Origin of the sequence: Neorhizobium sp. SOG26 (genome assembly GCF_003491345.1) — a bacterium.
Lineage (GTDB): Bacteria > Pseudomonadota > Alphaproteobacteria > Rhizobiales > Rhizobiaceae > Neorhizobium > Neorhizobium turbinariae.
Map to the genome: position 1 here is coordinate 1,414,231 of NZ_CP025512.1, position 16,591 is coordinate 1,430,821.

At 61.1% G+C, this 16,591-nt stretch carries 13 protein-coding genes and 1 tRNA gene; 5 read left to right on the forward strand and 9 right to left on the reverse strand.

Annotated elements, in window-relative coordinates:
- Positions 1 to 4: 4 nt before the first annotated feature.
- The 7 genes from metG to CYG48_RS07185 form a co-directional block, all read right to left on the reverse strand.
- Positions 5 to 1,552 carry a methionine--tRNA ligase gene (gene metG / locus CYG48_RS07155; RefSeq protein WP_118849736.1) on the reverse strand — a complete coding sequence of 516 codons (1,548 nt, stop codon included), beginning with the start codon at positions 1,550 to 1,552 and terminating at the stop codon, positions 5 to 7.
- Between the two features lie 128 nt (positions 1,553 to 1,680).
- Positions 1,681 to 2,709 carry a DNA polymerase III subunit delta' gene (locus CYG48_RS07160; protein ID WP_118849737.1) on the reverse strand — a complete coding sequence of 343 codons (1,029 nt, stop codon included), beginning with the start codon at positions 2,707 to 2,709 and terminating at the stop codon, positions 1,681 to 1,683.
- On the reverse strand, positions 2,706 to 3,386 hold the full coding sequence (gene tmk, locus CYG48_RS07165) for a dTMP kinase (protein ID WP_118849738.1): 681 nt from the start codon (positions 3,384 to 3,386) through the stop codon (positions 2,706 to 2,708). Before tmk ends, CYG48_RS07160 begins: the two co-directional genes overlap by 4 nt.
- A 65-nt stretch (positions 3,387 to 3,451) precedes the next feature.
- Positions 3,452 to 4,618: a D-alanyl-D-alanine carboxypeptidase family protein gene (locus CYG48_RS07170; RefSeq protein ID WP_118851534.1), complete on the reverse strand. Its 1,167-nt coding sequence runs from the start codon at positions 4,616 to 4,618 to the stop codon at positions 3,452 to 3,454.
- 68 nt (positions 4,619 to 4,686) lie between these two features.
- On the reverse strand, positions 4,687 to 5,697 hold the full coding sequence (locus tag CYG48_RS07175; RefSeq protein WP_118851535.1) for a septal ring lytic transglycosylase RlpA family protein: 1,011 nt from the start codon (positions 5,695 to 5,697) through the stop codon (positions 4,687 to 4,689).
- Positions 5,698 to 6,006: 309 nt separating this feature from the next.
- On the reverse strand, positions 6,007 to 6,243 hold the full coding sequence (locus CYG48_RS07180) for a DUF2934 domain-containing protein (RefSeq protein WP_118849739.1): 237 nt from the start codon (positions 6,241 to 6,243) through the stop codon (positions 6,007 to 6,009).
- Positions 6,244 to 6,371: 128 nt separating this feature from the next.
- Positions 6,372 to 6,461, reverse strand: a tRNA-Ser gene (locus CYG48_RS07185).
- Positions 6,462 to 6,667: 206 nt separating this feature from the next.
- On the opposite strand from CYG48_RS07185, the gene CYG48_RS22455 reads away from it, so the two are divergent.
- Positions 6,668 to 6,829 (forward strand): hypothetical protein, encoded by a 162-nt coding sequence (locus CYG48_RS22455; RefSeq protein WP_199925245.1) that lies wholly within the window; start codon positions 6,668 to 6,670, stop codon positions 6,827 to 6,829.
- Here CYG48_RS22455 and CYG48_RS07190 read toward each other — a convergent pair.
- Both CYG48_RS07190 and CYG48_RS07195 read right to left on the reverse strand, forming a co-directional pair.
- On the reverse strand, positions 6,826 to 8,808 hold the full coding sequence (locus CYG48_RS07190) for an adenylate/guanylate cyclase domain-containing protein (protein WP_118849740.1): 1,983 nt from the start codon (positions 8,806 to 8,808) through the stop codon (positions 6,826 to 6,828). The two genes, CYG48_RS22455 and CYG48_RS07190, sit on opposite strands and share 4 nt — an antisense overlap.
- Positions 8,808 to 12,530: a FecR domain-containing protein gene (locus tag CYG48_RS07195; protein ID WP_118849741.1), complete on the reverse strand. Its 3,723-nt coding sequence runs from the start codon at positions 12,528 to 12,530 to the stop codon at positions 8,808 to 8,810. The genes CYG48_RS07190 and CYG48_RS07195 overlap by 1 nt, the downstream gene beginning before the upstream one ends.
- A 114-nt stretch (positions 12,531 to 12,644) precedes the next feature.
- Here CYG48_RS07195 and CYG48_RS07200 point away from each other — a divergent pair, with 114 nt between their 5' ends.
- The 4 genes from CYG48_RS07200 (at position 12,645) to CYG48_RS07215 (ending at position 16,580) form a co-directional block, all read left to right on the forward strand.
- Entirely contained in the window at positions 12,645 to 13,196 is a 552-nt protein-coding gene (locus CYG48_RS07200) for a Pycsar system effector family protein (RefSeq protein ID WP_118849742.1), read from the forward strand.
- Between the two features lie 66 nt (positions 13,197 to 13,262).
- Entirely contained in the window at positions 13,263 to 13,610 is a 348-nt protein-coding gene (locus CYG48_RS07205) for a DMT family protein (RefSeq protein ID WP_118849743.1), read from the forward strand.
- 53 nt (positions 13,611 to 13,663) lie between these two features.
- Complete coding sequence (locus CYG48_RS07210) at positions 13,664 to 14,569, forward strand: DUF72 domain-containing protein (protein ID WP_118849744.1); 906 nt, start codon at positions 13,664 to 13,666, stop codon at positions 14,567 to 14,569.
- Positions 14,570 to 14,696: 127 nt separating this feature from the next.
- A complete protein-coding gene (locus CYG48_RS07215; RefSeq protein ID WP_118849745.1) occupies positions 14,697 to 16,580 on the forward strand; it encodes a SurA N-terminal domain-containing protein in 1,884 nt (627 codons plus the stop codon).
- The last annotated feature ends 11 nt before the right edge of the window (positions 16,581 to 16,591 follow it).

The following is a 16,591-nucleotide window of genomic DNA, read 5'->3' on the forward strand; positions in this document are numbered from 1 at the left end:
AGCCTTACGCTTCCGGAGCCACGTAGCGTGGGAACACGGGGGTCGGCGCCTCCAGCACGATGCCCGGCTTCAGCCGACCGGCTTCGCCGAGCGCCGTGAAGTCGCGCGCATCGGCCGGAGCCTTGACGAGATCCAGCAGCTTGGTCGACGACTGTGGCATGAACGGCTGCAGCAGGATGGCGATCTGCCGAACCACTTCTGCCGTCACGTAAAGCACGGTGCCCATGCGAGCCGGATCCGTCTTTTTCAGCACCCATGGCGCCTGCGCGGCAAAATACCGGTCCGTTTCAGAGACCACGGCGATCACCGCAGCGAGAGCCTTATGGATCGCCTGGCGGTCCATTTCCTCGCGGCAGTTTGCCAGCATCGCGTCGGCCTGTGCCAGTAGTGCCCTATCTTCCTCGGTCAGTTCGCCCGGCTGGGGAACAACGCCGTCGCAGTTCTTGACGATCATCGACAGCGAGCGGCTGGCCAGGTTGCCGATGCCGTTGGCGAGGTCGGCATTCACGCGCGTCGCGATCAGCTGCTCATTGCAGTTGCCGTCCTGGCCGAAGGAGATTTCGCGGCAGAGGTAGTAGCGCACGTAGTCCAGCCCAAACGTCTCGATGATATCGAAGGGATCGACCACGTTGCCGAGAGACTTCGACATCTTCTCGCCGTTGTTCAGCACGAAGCCATGCGCGAAAACGCGCTTCGGGAGCGGCAGGCCTGCCGACATCAGGAAGGCCGGCCAGTAGACCGCGTGGAAGCGGATGATGTCCTTGCCGATGATGTGCACGTCCGCGGGCCAGTATTTGGCGCGTGGTCCGTTCTGGTCGCTGAGGTATCCTGTCGCGGTGATGTAGTTGGTCAGCGCGTCAACCCAGACATACATGACGTGATCCGGATCATCCGGCACCTTGATACCCCAGTCGAAGGTGGTGCGGGAAACCGACAGATCGCGCAGGCCCGACTTCACGAAGGAGATGACTTCGTTGCGGCGCTCATTCGGGCCGACGAAGTCCGGATTTTCCTCGTAGTGTTTCAGCAGCTTGTCGCCATAGGCCGAGAGCTTGAAGAAGTAGCTGGACTCTTCCACCCACTCGACCGGCGTGCCCTGTGGTCCGTAGCGGACGCCGTCGCGGACCTGCGTCTCGTCTTCGGCATAATAAGCTTCGTCGCGAACCGAGTACCAACCAGCGTAGCTGTCCTTGTAGATGTCGCCATTGGCCGCCATGCGCTTCCAGATGGCCTGCGAGGCCTCATGGTGCCGCTGCTCGGTGGTGCGGATAAAGTCGTCGTTGGAAGCGTTGAGCAGCTTGCCCATCGCCAGGAATTCGCCGGAGTTGCGCTCCGCCAGCGCTTCCGGCTTGATGCCTTCGGCGCGCGCCGTCTGCTGCATCTTCTGTCCGTGCTCGTCCGTGCCGGTCAGGAAGAATACGTCTTTCCCGTCGAGGCGCTGGAAGCGCGCCATGGCGTCCGTCGCAATCAGTTCGTAGGCATGACCGATATGCGGCTTGCCGTTCGGATAGGAGATTGCGGTCGTGATGTAATATGGCGTCTTGTTGGACATGTCGCACTCGGTACTTGCAGGGAGGTCTTCCGCACAGAAATGTGCTGTGCGCTCTTAGCGCATGTTTGGAAGATGCGAAACCCAAACTTCCTCGTGATGTTCCCATGGCACCCGCGTGACGACCAAAGTCAGGCGCGCGCAGCTTCCAGGATCGACAGGATCGTCTGCTTCCGGTCGAGGTTATAGGCCTGGGAAACAGTGATCTTCTCGTTGATGTCTGTGACAAGCTTTGCCTGCCTGTCGGCAGTTGCGATATCGCCTGCCAAGGCTGCCGCCCTCGCCCGTGCCACCAGATGGTCGCTCAGGTGTTCCATGAAGAACCCGAAGATGACCTCACTATCCTTGCCGGACAGCACGTCGGCCAGCCGATGCATGGCCTTGCGCGCCTTCGGTCCTTCGGAGGACAGGATTTCGTCGAACGCGGCGATGATCTCGGTGCCGCCGTAGTTCAACAGCTTCAGCGCCTGCGCCACACTGCCCTTCGACATCGACAGGACCATCTCCTCGGTCTTGCCACCGTCAAGCGCGAGCCCGAGTGCTCCCAGCGCTTGCGAAAGGTCCTTGTCATTGAGCGGTGACAAGCGCAGCGGCTGGCAGCGAGAGCGGATCGTCGGCAGCAGCTTGCCCGGCGCATGCGACAACACGAGGAACATTGCCCGTTTCGGCGGCTCTTCCAATATCTTCAGGATCGCATTGGCGGCGTTGCGGTTGAGGTCGTCAGCCGGATCGATGATGACGATGCGCCAGCTTCCCGTGCCGGAGGTCTGCGAGAAGAAATGGCCGGCCCGCCGCACCTCATCCACCGTAATGGCGCTTTTCACCCTGCCCGTCTTGTCATCGACCGGGCGCGAAAGGTGTAGCAGGTTATGGGACGCACCCGAGGCGATTTGCCGGCTCACCGCCGAATCTGGATCCGGTTCCGTCAGGTATGGCGGTGCCGCAGCAGGATCGGGATGCGACAAGACATGGTTGGCGAAGCGGAACGCCAGCGTTGCCTTGCCGATACCCTCAGGACCTTCGATCAGGATTGCATGATGCGCCTTGCCGGAACGGTAGGCGCGCGCCAGGAATTCTTCGGCCGCTTGGTGCCCGAACAGGTTCGTATTGCGTGCCGGCGGCTGTGCGCCGTCGAGCAGTCCTGCGACGTCTTCGCTCATTCGGCATTTTCCGTTTCGGCGGGTTCCGGCGCGCCCGACCGATTGATCAGCGGTTCGATGATCGCATAGACCTCGTCTGCGATCTCGTCTTCGGCGCGTTCGGCATTGACCACTCGGCAGCGCTGCGGCTCTGCCTCGGCAATCTCCAGGTATGCTTCACGACGCTTTTCATGCGTCTCGATTTCTTCGCGCTCGAACCGGTCCGGCGCAGCATCGGCTGCTCTCCGGCGCGCACGCCCGAGGCCCGTCTCCGCAGGCAGATCCAGGATCAGCGTACAGTCAGGCACGACGCCATCGATCGCAACGCGCTGCAGAGCCTCGATGAAATCCGTCTCCAGGTTGCCCGTCACGCCTTGGTAGACCCGCGAGGAATCGATAAACCGGTCGCAGAGCACGATCGCGCCACTTTCCAGTGCCGGGCGAATGACTTCCTCGACATGATCGTTGCGGGCGGCGGCAAACAGCATGGCCTCCATGCGCACGCCAAATTCCTCGGCGGCTCCTGACAGCAGCACATGGCGAACCGCCTCTGCGCCCGGGGATCCGCCTGGCTCCCGCGTCACGAGAACATCATGGCCGGCCCGGCGCAATCGATCCGCAAGACGGCGAATCTGGGTTGATTTGCCTGCCCCCTCGCCCCCTTCGAATGTCACAAACAATCCGGGATGTTCTGCCACGCGTATTTCCGCACTTCCTGTTTTATCGGCTTATAGCGCAGATGGATGCGCTGCGAAACCGCGCATCAGAGCCAGAAGAACATCAGTTCCAGAAGTGCGTCGGTCGCCCGGCTTGCAAGCGTGCCGGTACCGATTGCCTGGTTCGTCACCAGCGGCACTTCCCGAATCACGCGGTCGCCGGCGGAAATTCGCAGCACGCCAACATCCTGCCCCGCCTCCACCGGCGCCCTCAGCGGCCAGCGGTAGACGATCCGCGCCGACAGGCGGTCGGGATTGTTGGTCGGCAGGTAGATGTCGACAGGCTCCTTGGCGACGAGATCCACATAACGCGACGTGCCGCCGTAGACGCTCGCCTGACCGATCACCTCATCCTGCTTGAACAACACCTTGGTCTGGAAGGCAGAAAGCCCCCATTCAAGAACCTTGCGTGCTTCCTCCAGCCGCTCCTTGTCGCTGGCGAGACCGCCCATGGCGAGGAACAGCCGCGTGCCGTTGCGGTCGACGGACGCTGCAAGGGCAAAGCCCGCGCCTTCCGCATAACCGGCGCCCAGGCCATCGACGCCGAGGTTGAGCGACATCAGCGGGTTCTTGTTGCGCTGGAAGATCTTGTTCCACTCGAAATCCGGCTGCGAGTAGATGGGGTAATATTCCGGGTACTCGCGATGGATATGACGCGACAGCTCGACAAGATCGCGCACAGTCGTATGGCTTTCAGCACTCGGCAGGCCTGTGGCGTTACCGAACGTTGAACGACCGAGACCTAAATCCTTTGCGCGTGCCGTCATGCGGGCGGCGAATCCGCTCTCCGAGCCCGATATGCCTTCCGCGAGGATGATGCATGCGTCATTGCCGTTCTGGACGATCACGCCCTTGACCAGGTCCTCGACCCGAACCTGGGAATTCAGCGCCGCAAACATGGTCGTCGTACCGGATGGCGCCCCACCGGTGCGCCAGGCATTCTGGGAGACGGTATAGGTCGTGTCAGGCGTGATCTCGCCACGCTTGAGGGCGCTGAAAACGACCTCCATCGTCATCAGCTTTGCGAGCGACGCCGGTGGCAGATCCTGGTTCTCGTTGATCGCGAGAAGAACGGTACCGGTCTTGGATTCGACCAGATATGCCTGCTTTGCCTTGGTGGCAAAGGGCGGTGGGGTTTCCTGTGCGTTCGCGGTTGCACATGATGCCGACGTTCCAAGGAACGTCAGCAAGAGTAGAAGCAAGACACGCCGCATCATCACCCTCGTGAGCCAGTCACGTCTGGCCTAGCAGTGGCCAGTTGCGCATGCAACCGCAAGTGCGCTTAACGCACGGGCTTTTGACCGGGCGCGGGGTTCTGGAGGATCATGTTGCCGAACATGACGATCGGTTCCTTCGCCCGCGGCTCACCGGCGTAAGCGGTCGCCGACGTCTGAGGCTGGCGCACCACCTGCTCTGCCGGGCGAGCATTGGAGGCGACCTGTACCGGCTGGGGCGCTGGAGCCTGCTTCACCTGCCGCTGCTGCTTTTCGGCTGGATTTGACGCCACCTTCGCCGGCTGGCGAGCTTCGGCGACAAGCGGACGCGGCGCAGGAACGGCGAGAGCTGCAACATCGACCGGAGCCGGTCGCGCTGCGGGCGCCGCCGAACGCTCAACAGGAGCGGCTGTACGACGCTCGGAAGAACCATAACTCTGAAGTTGGTCGCCCAGCGACTGATTGGAGGCAACCATTACGCCAGTCGCAATCTGGCCTTCCGGCTGGATCGACGGCAGGCGGTCACCCTTGCGGGTATAGGATGCCATCAGCATCGGCATGTCGTTGCCGTCCATCTGGGCTCGGCCGACGTATTGCACATTGACGCGGCCGGTGCCGGAGCGCTTGAAATCAAGAAGTTCCGCGGTCTTTTCCGACACATCGAGAATGCGGCCCGGATGGTAGGGGCCGCGATCGTTCACACGAACGATGACTGAGGAGCCGGTATCGACATTGGTCACCCGCGCATAGCTCGGAAGCGGGAATGTCGGGTGGGCCGCAGAAAGGTGGTCGCTGTCGTAGACTTCGCCATTTGCAGTCAGTCGACCGTGGAACGCCGAGCCGTACCAGGACGCAAGCCCTGTCTTGTTATAGTTCGGGTCTTCCTTGGGAACGTAGGTCTTGCCTTTGACCTGATAGGGCTGGCCGACTATGAAACGACCGCCGCCCTTCGGCACGGCCTGCCCCTCGCCCACCACGCGCGGGCTTGCCTTCACGCCATATTCCTTCTCGGAGAAGTATTCCTTGCTCCGAGGTTTCGGTTTGTTCTTCGGTGTCTCGGTCGTTGCGCAGGACGCCATGCCCGCACAAATCAAGGTGATCCCAATCCACTTCGCGCCGCGCGAAAGCTTGCCGCCACTCAAACTCAACGTGTTCGTCCCATGCCGCCGCGGCAGAACAGACCGGCGGCGACGCCGCAAGCTTGCACTGCCATTGAACCAGTTCGGCACATACCCCTATGCACCGAATGTATAGCAGTGAACTTTTGCCGCCAAAGTGGCTAAAATGCGAACACAATTGGATCGATGCGGAGCGTTTTACTTTATATGGTTAATAACTTGCTAACGCACTGGCGCATGATCTGCTCGCCAACATTGGAGGCTTACGCCTTATGGACCTGTCGGCGACGGATCTCCTGCGGACAATTGCTTGTCCGTCAGTTCCCGTTGTGCCTGATGCCAATGGGCGTCATGAGATCCCTCCGGACGGCCCTGCTCTTCCCATATGGCGTAAGCCCTCTCCCGGATATTACTCTCGTCCGCGCCGCCTTGCGTTCCCGCCTCGATGCCTTCGCGAACCGGATCGCCGATCCGAGTTGCAGCTTCGACATTCTCCTTAATCGCCATGATGATCCTCCTTGGTCGTGAGGACCAAACCGGAGGGAACGAGCAAGGTTCCGGTGGGGCTGGATTGGAAATCGCTAGCCGCTCGCGGCCGACGCGACGGGGATCAACATCATCTATTTGTTGGAAAATGGCGGAAGAGGTGGGATTCGAACCCACGGTACGGTTTCCCGCACGCCGGTTTTCAAGACCGGTTCCTTAAACCACTCGGACACTCTTCCACGCGCATCGCTTTAGCGCCTTCAACTGGCAAACGTCAACCGCACGGACATGTCTGTTTTTGGCACATACGGCTGAACCATTTGCTGCTATTGGCGTTCCCTTCGCGACGAAGGGGTGGCGGGCACAAGGCTCAAGCTTTGCGCAAGCATCGCGCCCTAGCGTCGCCTCACCCGGAATGAGTCCGGTCAAGCCTGGGGACAATGACATGTCGAACGAACACAGCAACTTCAACCAGCCATCGGAACAGGCGATCGCACTCTTCCTGCAGGAAAACGACGGCGACAAGCTCACGGATATACTGGTCGAAGCGCTCTACGAAGCCTTCCGCATCATGGAAGATGACCTGAACCCCGGCACGCTGCACTAGGCCGTGCCATCAGTTGCCCTGCGGTCTCCATGGAATTGGCCGTAATAGCCGGCGAGCGCCGGCAAGGCCTCCGCAAGCTCTCTTGAAAGTACTCGTTGGGCGTTCACATCGCCCGCATATTTGGCCGTCAGGAACTGCTGGTGACGCTCGATCACCGCAGTATCCGGCTTCTGGCGAAGCACGGTAAACACCGGCGATTGTTCCGTCTTTCCCTTCACCGTGATCCGATCAAGTTCGAGCACCATGAGAGTTCCAAAGGCAGCGTGCGCCGTCGCCTCGCCAACCAGCAGCGAGACGTTGTAGGGTTTCGACGCCCCCTCCAGGCGCGCCGCGAGATTAACCGCGTCACCGAGCGCCGAATAATCGAACCGGCTGCTGGACCCCATATTGCCCACCACGCATTCGCCGGTATTGATGCCGACGCCGATCCTCAGCGGATAATGGACGCGCCCGGACGCTTGCGCTTCTGCCTTGAGTTCGGCGTTCAGCCCGTCCATCGAATCAAGCATGTCGAGTGCCGCGGAAACCGCATGTCTGGCGTGGTCGGGATCATCCAGCGGCGCATTCCAGAAGGCCATCAGGCAATCGCCGATATACTTGTCGATCGTCCCGCCGTGTGACAGCACGATCTCCGAGAGCGGCGTCAGCAACCGGTTGATCAGCGTCGTTAATTGTTGCGGGTCATCCTTCAACTGCTCGGAAATGGTGGTGAAACCGCGCACGTCGCAGAACAGGATCGACAGTTCCCGCTTTTCGCCGCCAAGTTTCAGTTTGGACGGGTCGCGCGCGAGCTCCTCCACGAGGGCCGGCGCCAGATATTGAGAGAAGGCGCGGGTGATCTGGCGGCGGCTCTTGCGTTCCTGCGCATAATCAAGCCCTGCCTGCGCCACGGCGATGCCGATGAAAGCGAGAGACGGAGCCATGGGCGAGGCAAACACCCGGCCGAACCGCAGCGTCAGATAGCTTCCGGCCAAGAGCATGAAAAGCGCCGCTGCGCCAAGGACGACCGTCTTCCAGCCGGTGCCTCGCCAGACCAGCAAGGCAGCGAAGGCAACGGCGACCAGAAGCACAGCCTGGCGGATCGGCAGGCTCGCCTCCGTCACATATTGGCTAAGCCTCAGATTATCGAGGATCGTCGCCTGGATCTCTGCGCCGGCGGTGAGCTTTCCTGTATGGACGGTAGAGGAGGTTGCAAAGGCATCCGCGCCGCCGGATTCGATCGAGGGGGCATTCTGGAGGCTCAAACCAACGATCACCATGCGATCCTTGAACAACCCGGGCGGCAGGAAGTTTTCGGGATCCAGCGCCTGGTAATAGGAGACCGTCGGATAGGTTCGGGGACCACCAAAGGTCTGGATCAAGCTGCCCCGGGGCGGACTTTCCGCCGCCCCCCCTGCCCCGGCAGCGATCATCGCGGCAAAACCGTCGCTGTAGACCGGCATCTCGCGCAATACGCCGTCCCGGTGAAGCCCGACCGAGGCAATCCCCGTCATCGCGAGCTTGTCGGTGAAGATCTGCAGCGGCGTTACCCGGATGAACTGGTCAGCCTGCGCCGACGTCACCAGCGTCTCGTCGCCTGCCAGCACAACATCCGGGCCAAGGGACGCCGCCAGGCCTTCGTCTTCACCGGGCAGTGACGGTTCGGAAAAAATGATGTCGATGCCGATCATCTTGGCGCCCGCAGCGCGCAGGGCAGAGATCAGGCGCGCATGCAGGCTGCGCGGCCACGGCCACTGGACATTGATCTCGGCGAGCGACGGCTCGTCGATCGCCACGATGATCGGCCCGTCATCCGGCAAAGGATCTGCGCCGATTGTCGAAAGATAATCGAACGCGCGGTAGTCGATGAGCGGCCACGCCGGCAGCCGGGAAACCAGCGCGACCGCGGCAAACATGAACAGGCTCAAGGTCAGGACCTGCACGCGCCGCGAAGCAAACGGGCGCCGCCTTGTAATGGAACTGACTGTCGCCCCGATCATCAGAAGCGGACTTTGAGCGTGCCCTTGAAGGACCGACCCCAGCCGGGCGTGCCGGTATCCACCTCGAAGTCTTCGTCGAGCAGGTTATAGGCCGCCAGGTTCAACTCCATCCGGTCGTCGAATGGCTCCCAGGTGAGCGTTGCATCAAGGGTCCAGTAGTCACCCAGCCGCGTGCTGTCATCGCTGATCCGCTCGCCGACATAATTGGCGGCGAGCGTAGCGCGAATATTGGCCTCGTTCACCCAGGTCAGAGCCACCTGCCCCGCCCATTCCGGGATGAACGGCAGGGGACCGTTGTAACGCGGCGAGGTTGGGTCCTCATCCTCCGAGTCGGTGTAAACGACTGTCGACGAAAGGCCAAAACCATGACCCAGAAGAAGGTTCGCGGTCAGGCTGCCACGGTCGATGCGGCCGCGACCGGTCGAAAATGGCGTGACCGAAAGCGCGATCGGGATCGTCGGGTCGTGGAGCTCCTGGTGCTGGAACTCTGCCGACGTGAAGAAGTCTGGCGTCCATTCCGCATCCCAGCGCAGCGCGTAGGTATCCACGTAACCTTCGGCGCCAACCGATATCTGGTTCGGCTGGAGGCCGACGATCCCCACAGGCGACAGGGTGGGCGTTGAGACGTCAATGCTGCTGCGCATGAAGCCGGCACGGAACAACTGCCCGTTCATCGGCGTCCACGCCAAGCCGATACGTGGCTCCAGACGTGATACGTCGCCGTTGTCGCTGTCGACATAACTTCCAAACAGTGCGTACTCGGTTTTCAAGCTGGGGGAGATCTCATGAAGCAGATCGACATAGGCCCTGCCAACCGTGCTGGTGTCAGAGGTGGTAACGTCGAATGTTGGACCAGACGGCAGGAGGTCGAAGAACGGCGCGAATAGAGTAATCGGCACCCGGTCTTCGTAGCTGATCCCCGTTTCCTCCCGGCTCCAACCACCTTCGACCCCATAACGCCAAGTCAGATCGCCTGAGGCGATCGTGTGGTTCAAGGCGAGGATATAGGTTTCCTGATCCAGTGCCGCGGAGGTTATACCGACAGGAATCGGCAGACCGAGAAAGTCAAACTCAAGGTAGGAGCGTGTACGCGATTCGGTCCTGCTGTAGAGGAACGCTGCGTTGACGTTGTTCTTGTAGCCAATCGTATGGCTCCACCCGAGGCCGCCGTTGACGGCCCTCGTGGATATGTCGCGTTCTCTCAGGAGAGGCACTTCGCCAACGACGGGGAAGGGAAAGAGTGCCGCCGGACTGTCTTCCGTTATCACGTCCTGCGAGAAATCAGCGCTGGCATCGTTGTAGTAGAGGATCAGCCGATCATAGGGGGTAACGTCTGCGCTCAAGAAAACGCTTCCGCCCACGACCTCACTCTCGCTATTGAGGTCGCTCAAGGCGCCGATATCCCGGCTATCCGGCGTCTGCTGCCATTGCAGCGTGCCACTGAAGCTGATCGGGATCGGCAGGTTGGTATAACCCTGAACGCTGGCTTCCGCTTCATACCCCACCTCGCCGCCGGCGGTATTGAAACCACCTTCCAATGATGTCTCGAAAAAGGGCGTGGTAAAGAGGTGGGTGCCAATCGATTGCGACGCGATCAGGTGCGGTTCAAGCAGCAGGCCCTGGAAGAGCGAAGAGAATGCCTGGCTGTTGCCGGTATTGTTGATGACGTCCGTGCCGTAGGTGTAGCTGTTGGCAAACGGGTTCGCGCTGCCCCGGATCGCCTGGTCGATATACGCGGTGCCGGCAAACGGGTCGAACACGGCGTCGCTATAATATTCGGCCCAGGAGTCCAGGCCCTGGAAACGGAAGGCAGAGTTCAGCGTCGAGCCTGCCTGCTGGTTGGCGCCGAGCGTGCTGTAGTCGCCGCCACGCGCCAGTGACCGCTTCACATAATCCTGCGCGTGACGGATCGCGCCTTCGGAATCATAGTCTTCAATGGCAAGCGCGGTGCGCGCGGCGGCGATGACCGGATCATTGTCATCAAGACGATCGGCGTTATCGAGCGCCTGTTCTGCCGCGACACGATCGCCCTTTTCCAGATGCGCGGCCGCAAGCACCGTCTGGCCGGCAGAATAGGCGGGGTTGGCAACCGTGCCCGCCAGCACATCCTCAAGCCCCGCGTCGACCTGTCCCGCCTGGATCTTGTAGCGGCCGCGGAAGATCAGGGCGAGATCAAAGCCTGGATCCAGTTCCAGGGCCTTGTCGATCAGCGCCCTCGCCTCCTCCACCCGGTTCTGGTCCATGTAGATGTTGGCGAGGTTGGCGTAACCGAGTGGATCGAGCGGATCGAGGTCGATCGACTTCTTCAGCGCCGCTTCTGCCGCGCGTTCGTCACCGCGCTCATATTGCAGGTTTCCGAGGGCGTTCCAGATCGTGGTGGAGCCCGGTGCCACCTTCAGCGCGGCCTGCAGGTCCGCGAGCGCGCCATCCAGGTCGCTTTTGAAGTCGGCGCGATAGTTGGCGCGTGCTTCCAAGGCCGTCGGCTCGTTCGGGTCAAGCGCCAGCGACCGCGCAATCGCCTCCTCGATCTGCGGCCGGTCGTTGACCAGGATTGCCAACTGGGCGCGTGCGGCGGGCAGCATCGGATCCTGCGGGAACTTGCGTTCCGCATCGCGTATGACTTCGATGGCCGCAGGGATATCCTTGAGGAAGCCCGTGGCATAAGCTTTGAGGAGAGCGCTGTAAGCGCTGTTGACAGAGGAAGGCGGCTGCACAACCCGGTTCGGGTCGCCGAGCGAGCGGGCATAATAGCTGCCGTATTCCGCAACGTTGCGTCGTTTTGGATCAAGGCCGGGGGTTGCAAGCTTGAACAGCTTGACGGCTTCGTCGTAGCGCCTGTCGCTCGCCGCCGTGATGGCTTTGACGAGGTGCAGCCTGGCCCGCTGTGCCGGTGACAGCTTTCGCGATTCCAGAAGCGCGAGTGTTTCCAGCATCGTCTGCCGGCCCTCAAGCGAAAGCTGGGTTTCCGCCAGGACCAGAAGGTCTTCGGTGCTACGGCTGCCGGGCTGGATAGCGGAGATGCGATCGACCTCGCGGCGCATGTTGGCGACCGGCAGCGGCGAGGCGGCCATGAAGCCGAAGGCGTTGCGGGGAGCCAGGAAATACAGCATCTGCTCGCGGTCGTCGGAGTCGACGATGACGATCTTGCGAGGCGCCTGGCCGATCGATGCGACCGCCCCCTCGCCCTGGCGCACATCAACGCTGCCCTGCGGATTGCTGAACTGCACCAGCCCTTCAAGCACGGTCAGCGAGGTCTGGCTGCCCTTCACGGTCATCGTCCAGTCCGTGCCACGGATGGCGGCGGCAGCGGCCGGCGTCTGCACCTGCACGCCTGGACCACCTCGTTCTGCACGCGCCCAGATCGTTCCAGATTGCAGTTGCAGCACGGTGTCGGCACTGGTGCCTGCAGTAATTTGCTTCACGACAAGCGTCGAATTGCGCCCAAGCCGCACCTGGGTGCGGTCGGAGAACAGGATCGCCAACTGCCCGGTTTCATTGGTGCGCAGCACGTCGCCGGTCAGGAGATCCTGCTTCAGATCCACAAAACGCCAGTTCGAGACGTCAATGAAGCGGACTTCCTCGCCAGCCTTGCGCGCGATGACGGCACCGGCCGCAGGTCCGCTCCGCGCCACTGGCTCCGCGAATGCAGTCACGGAAAGTCCGGCGACGACCGCCGGCAACGCAACGGCCGCAAGTAATAATCGATTGAATGTCCCCAGCATGCGCAACCAGTGGCTACTTACTTGCGAACTGTCAAGATAGCCTAAACCGCCGCTACTTGCTTTCTAAGTAGACTGTATTAACAGAGTTACAGTGAGATAAAGGGGAATATTCACGTGAGTGACTTTGAAACTGCACCGACTGAGATGCTCGAAATGCCGATGGCGACGGGCGAGATAACCGAGGAATATATCAACCATATCCGTAAGATAAACGACATCTATTACGATCAGATCAAGATATCTGACCAGAAGGCAGCCTACATCTTTACTTTCATGCTTGCCTTTCTGGTGTCGTCGTCGGAAGGTCGCGGCGTCTTTAGCTGGATCCGGTACACGCAGGGAGACTGGCCACAGATTTTCGTCTCGGCCGCGCTCGCGCTTGCTTCTGTCGCCTCGATTCTGTGCGCCATCCTCGTGGTCCTGCCGCGCCGCGTCGACAAGTCCACCTCGCTGTTCTGGGGCACCTGGCCGATGCACCGGCCACTGTTCGAGCAGGCCGCGCGGCACAGCGACGTCAGCTATCTGTTCAACCAGTACCTCGACAATGCCGACGTGCTCTCGCTCATCGCGCGGCAGAAATACAAGTTCGTCTCCTATGCCTTCCGTGGCCTGATGTTGACGGTCATGGCTTATGTGCTGCTTTTGATTGTCACGCAGGGGCAGTGAGCGCTAGAGGATCACATCCTGCCCAGTCGGCTGGCGCAGGCATCACAGTCCCTGGGATTATCCGTCATGTCTTTGTCTTCCGTCCCCTTCGTCACGATCGGGCTTCTGATCCTGTCCAACGTCTTCATGACCTTTGCCTGGTATGGGCACCTGAAGTTCGAGAACAAGCCGCTCTACCTGGTGATCCTGGTTAGCTGGGGTATCGCGTTGTTTGAGTATTGTGCGCAGGTTCCGGCGAACCGGATCGGCTACGGGTATTTCAACGCCGCACAACTGAAGACCATCCAGGAAATCATCACCCTTTCGGTCTTCGTCATCTTCTCGGTCTTTTATCTCGGCGAAGCGATCAGCTGGAAGCAGATCATCGGGTTTGCGTTCATCGCGCTTGGGGCCTTCTTCATCTTCACAAAGTAGGCCGACGGAACTTCATCTGCTCCATCCTGTTCACCCGGCAATGGAGGTGCAGGATGAAGCAGCGTATCGGTGATGTCCGCATCGGGATCTCCGGCTGGACCTACAAGCCGTGGCGTGGTGTCTTTTATCCAAAGGGTCTGCCGCAAAGGCAGGAGCTGAGCTTTGCGGCCAACAGCTTCCGCTCCATCGAGATCAACGGCACCTTCTACGGCCTGCAGCGTCCGGAGAGCTTCGCTGCCTGGCATGCCGCTACGCCGGATGATTTTATCTTCGCCATCAAAGGCCCGCGCTTCATCACCCATATGAAGCGCCTCATCGATGTGGAAACCCCGTTGGCGAATTTCCTCGCCTCCGGCGTTCTGCGCCTCGAACAGAAGCTTGGCCCCATCTTGTGGCAGTTTCCGCCGCAGATGAAGTTTGACCCGGCACGGTTTGAAACCTTTCTGCAGTTACTCCCGCGCGACACGGAGCAGGCACTGCAGTTGGCTTCTCAGCACGATGCTCGGCTGAACGGCCGCTCCCACCTCGAGATCGACAGGCAGCGTCCGATGCGTCACGCCTTCGAGATCCGCCATGACAGTTTCCGTTCGCAGGCGTTCATCGACCTTCTGCGCCAGTACCACGTGGGCTTGGTTGTGGCCGATACGGTCGACTGGCCCCTGCTCATGGATATCACCGCCGACTTCATCTACTGCCGCCTGCACGGGTCCGAGCAACTGTATGTCAGCGGCTACGATGATGCCGCCCTCGATCACTGGGCGCAACTGATCGGCGAATGGCGGCGCGGCAAGGATCCACAGTCCGCGCCAAGGGTGGGACCACCGTCGCCGCCGCAGATGCGCGGGCTGGATGTCTATGTGTACTTCGACAACGACGCGAAGGTGCGGGCACCATTCGATGCAGCAGCCCTTGCCGCAAAGCTCGGCGAGATAGCCGAACCGCAGGTCGAACGAGCATAAGCCAGATGTGGACGCGCCCCGGCGGTTTTCATTGCACCCACCTTCATTTCCGCGTCGCTTTGATTTAGAGACAGTGCTCAACCCGCCTCGTTGGGGCGGCTATCGCTGTTTGCAAGGTAATTGAACGATGCTTGATTCCCTCCGAAATGCCGCCCGCTCTTGGGTTGCGAAGGCTCTGCTCCTCCTTCTGGTTGCCTCCTTCGCCATTTGGGGCATTTCAAGCACGGTCTTTACCTCCGGTGGCAACACCGTCATGACGGTTGGCGACCAGCAGGTCTCGCCGGAAGAGTTCCGCCTCGCCTACCAGCGCCAGATCGCGAGCCTCAGCCGCCAGTTCGGCACCCAGCTGACGCCGGACCAGGCCCGTGCCTTCGGCCTGCAGAACCAGGTGTTCGCGCAGCTCGCTGCCGGCGCCGCGCTCGATCAGCTTGCTGACGATATGAACCTCGGTCTCTCGGAAGATCGTCTGGCCAATCTCATCGCAGAAGACCCAGCCTTCAAAGCAACCAACGGCCAGTTTGACCGCAACCTCTTCACCGCGCGCCTGCGAAACGCCGGCATCCGCGAAGACGACTATATCAAGGAACGCAGCAAGGTCGCGGTGCGCAGCCAGATCGTTGAGGCCGTTTCGGATGGCTTCAAACCGCCGCAGGCGCTTGTTGATGCGCTGAAGCAGTACCGCGATGAAGTGCGCAACGTCGACTACGTCCTCCTGACGAACGCGACGATCGATCCGGTCAAGGCGCCGGCTGACGACGTGCTCGCAGCCTGGTTCGAAGGCGTCAAGGGCCGCTACCGCGCACCGGAATACCGCACCTTCGCCTATGTGAAGATGCAGCCTGCCGATATCGCTGATGTATCGTCCGTATCGGATGACGAGGTTCGCGCAGAGTACGAAAAGCGCAAGGACAGCTACAAGACCCACGAGACCCGGACGATCGAACAGCTCCCCTTCCCGAACAAGGAGATGGCAGAGGCTGCGGCGACCCAACTGAAGGAAGGCAATGTGACCTTCGAACAGCTCGTCAAGGATCAGGGCAAGTCGCCGGAAGACGTGCTGCTCGGCGCCTTCACGCGCGAAACTATGCCTGATCCGACTTTTGTCGATCCCGCCTTCAAGGTTGCTGCCGCCGGCGGCACGACGTCGGTCGTGGATGGCACCTTTGGCCCGGTCATCCTCCGTGTGACCAACATTCAGCCGGAAACCACCCGTTCCTTCGAGGACGTGAAGGAAGAGCTGCGCAAGCAGATGTCGCTGGCGTCGGCTTCCCAGGAAGTGCAGGCCGCACATGATCGCTTCGAGGACTTGCGCAGCAGCGGCACGCCGCTCGAAGACGCGGCCAAGGAAATGAACCTCAAGGCCGTGACCGTCACCAGCGACGCTTCAGGCCGCGACCAGCAGGAACAGCGGATCGCAGACCTGCCCGCAGCGACCAATCTGGTTGCCGAAGTCTTCCGGACCGAACCCGGCGCCGACACCCTTCCCGTCAGCCTCGGCAACGATGGTTATGTCTGGTTCGAAGTCCGCAACATCGTCCCGGAACGTGAACGCCCGCTGACGGAAGTGCGCGAAAAGGTCGTTGCCGACTGGACGGCGGACCAGCAGCGCCAGGCACTTGCCGCCAAGGCGACTGAGCTGAAGGGTCGCATCGACGGCGGTGAGGAACTCTCCGCCATCGCAACCGAATTCGGTCTTGCTGTGGAAACGAAGCAGGGCCTGCGCCGTGGCGCCGAAGACGCCATCTTCGGCAACGAAGCGATCACGGCGGCCTTCAGCGGTCCGGTCAACACCACCGCTAGCGCGCTGGGCGCCGATGGCGAAAGCCGGCTTCTCCTGAAGGTCACGGCCGTGGATCAGGCGACCTCCGACGCCCTGTCCAGCGACCAGCAGCTTCAGCAGATGGCGGAATCGGCAGGCGACGACATGCTGGACCAGATGGTCAATAGTCTGAAGGATAGCTACGGCGTGTCGGTCAACCAGAGTGTGGCCGATCAGGTCGTGCTTCAGTAGCGGGAGCGGCG

Excerpts from the sequence above, each read along its gene's own strand:
- metG (WP_118849736.1), bottom strand. The coding sequence starts at position 1,552 with ATGTCCAACAAGACGCCATATTACATCACGACCGCAATCTCCTATCCG.
- CYG48_RS07160 (WP_118849737.1), bottom strand. The coding sequence starts at position 2,709 with ATGAGCGAAGACGTCGCAGGACTGCTCGACGGCGCACAGCCGCCGGCA.
- CYG48_RS07170 (WP_118851534.1), bottom strand. The coding sequence starts at position 4,618 with ATGCGGCGTGTCTTGCTTCTACTCTTGCTGACGTTCCTTGGAACGTCG.
- CYG48_RS07175 (WP_118851535.1), bottom strand. The coding sequence starts at position 5,697 with ATGGCGTCCTGCGCAACGACCGAGACACCGAAGAACAAACCGAAACCT.
- CYG48_RS07180 (WP_118849739.1), bottom strand. The coding sequence starts at position 6,243 with ATGGCGATTAAGGAGAATGTCGAAGCTGCAACTCGGATCGGCGATCCG.
- CYG48_RS22455 (WP_199925245.1), top strand. The coding sequence starts at position 6,668 with ATGTCGAACGAACACAGCAACTTCAACCAGCCATCGGAACAGGCGATC.
- CYG48_RS07190 (WP_118849740.1), bottom strand. The coding sequence starts at position 8,808 with ATGATCGGGGCGACAGTCAGTTCCATTACAAGGCGGCGCCCGTTTGCT.
- CYG48_RS07195 (WP_118849741.1), bottom strand. The coding sequence starts at position 12,530 with ATGCTGGGGACATTCAATCGATTATTACTTGCGGCCGTTGCGTTGCCG.
- CYG48_RS07205 (WP_118849743.1), top strand. The coding sequence starts at position 13,263 with ATGTCTTTGTCTTCCGTCCCCTTCGTCACGATCGGGCTTCTGATCCTG.
- CYG48_RS07210 (WP_118849744.1), top strand. The coding sequence starts at position 13,664 with ATGAAGCAGCGTATCGGTGATGTCCGCATCGGGATCTCCGGCTGGACC.
- CYG48_RS07215 (WP_118849745.1), top strand. The coding sequence starts at position 14,697 with ATGCTTGATTCCCTCCGAAATGCCGCCCGCTCTTGGGTTGCGAAGGCT.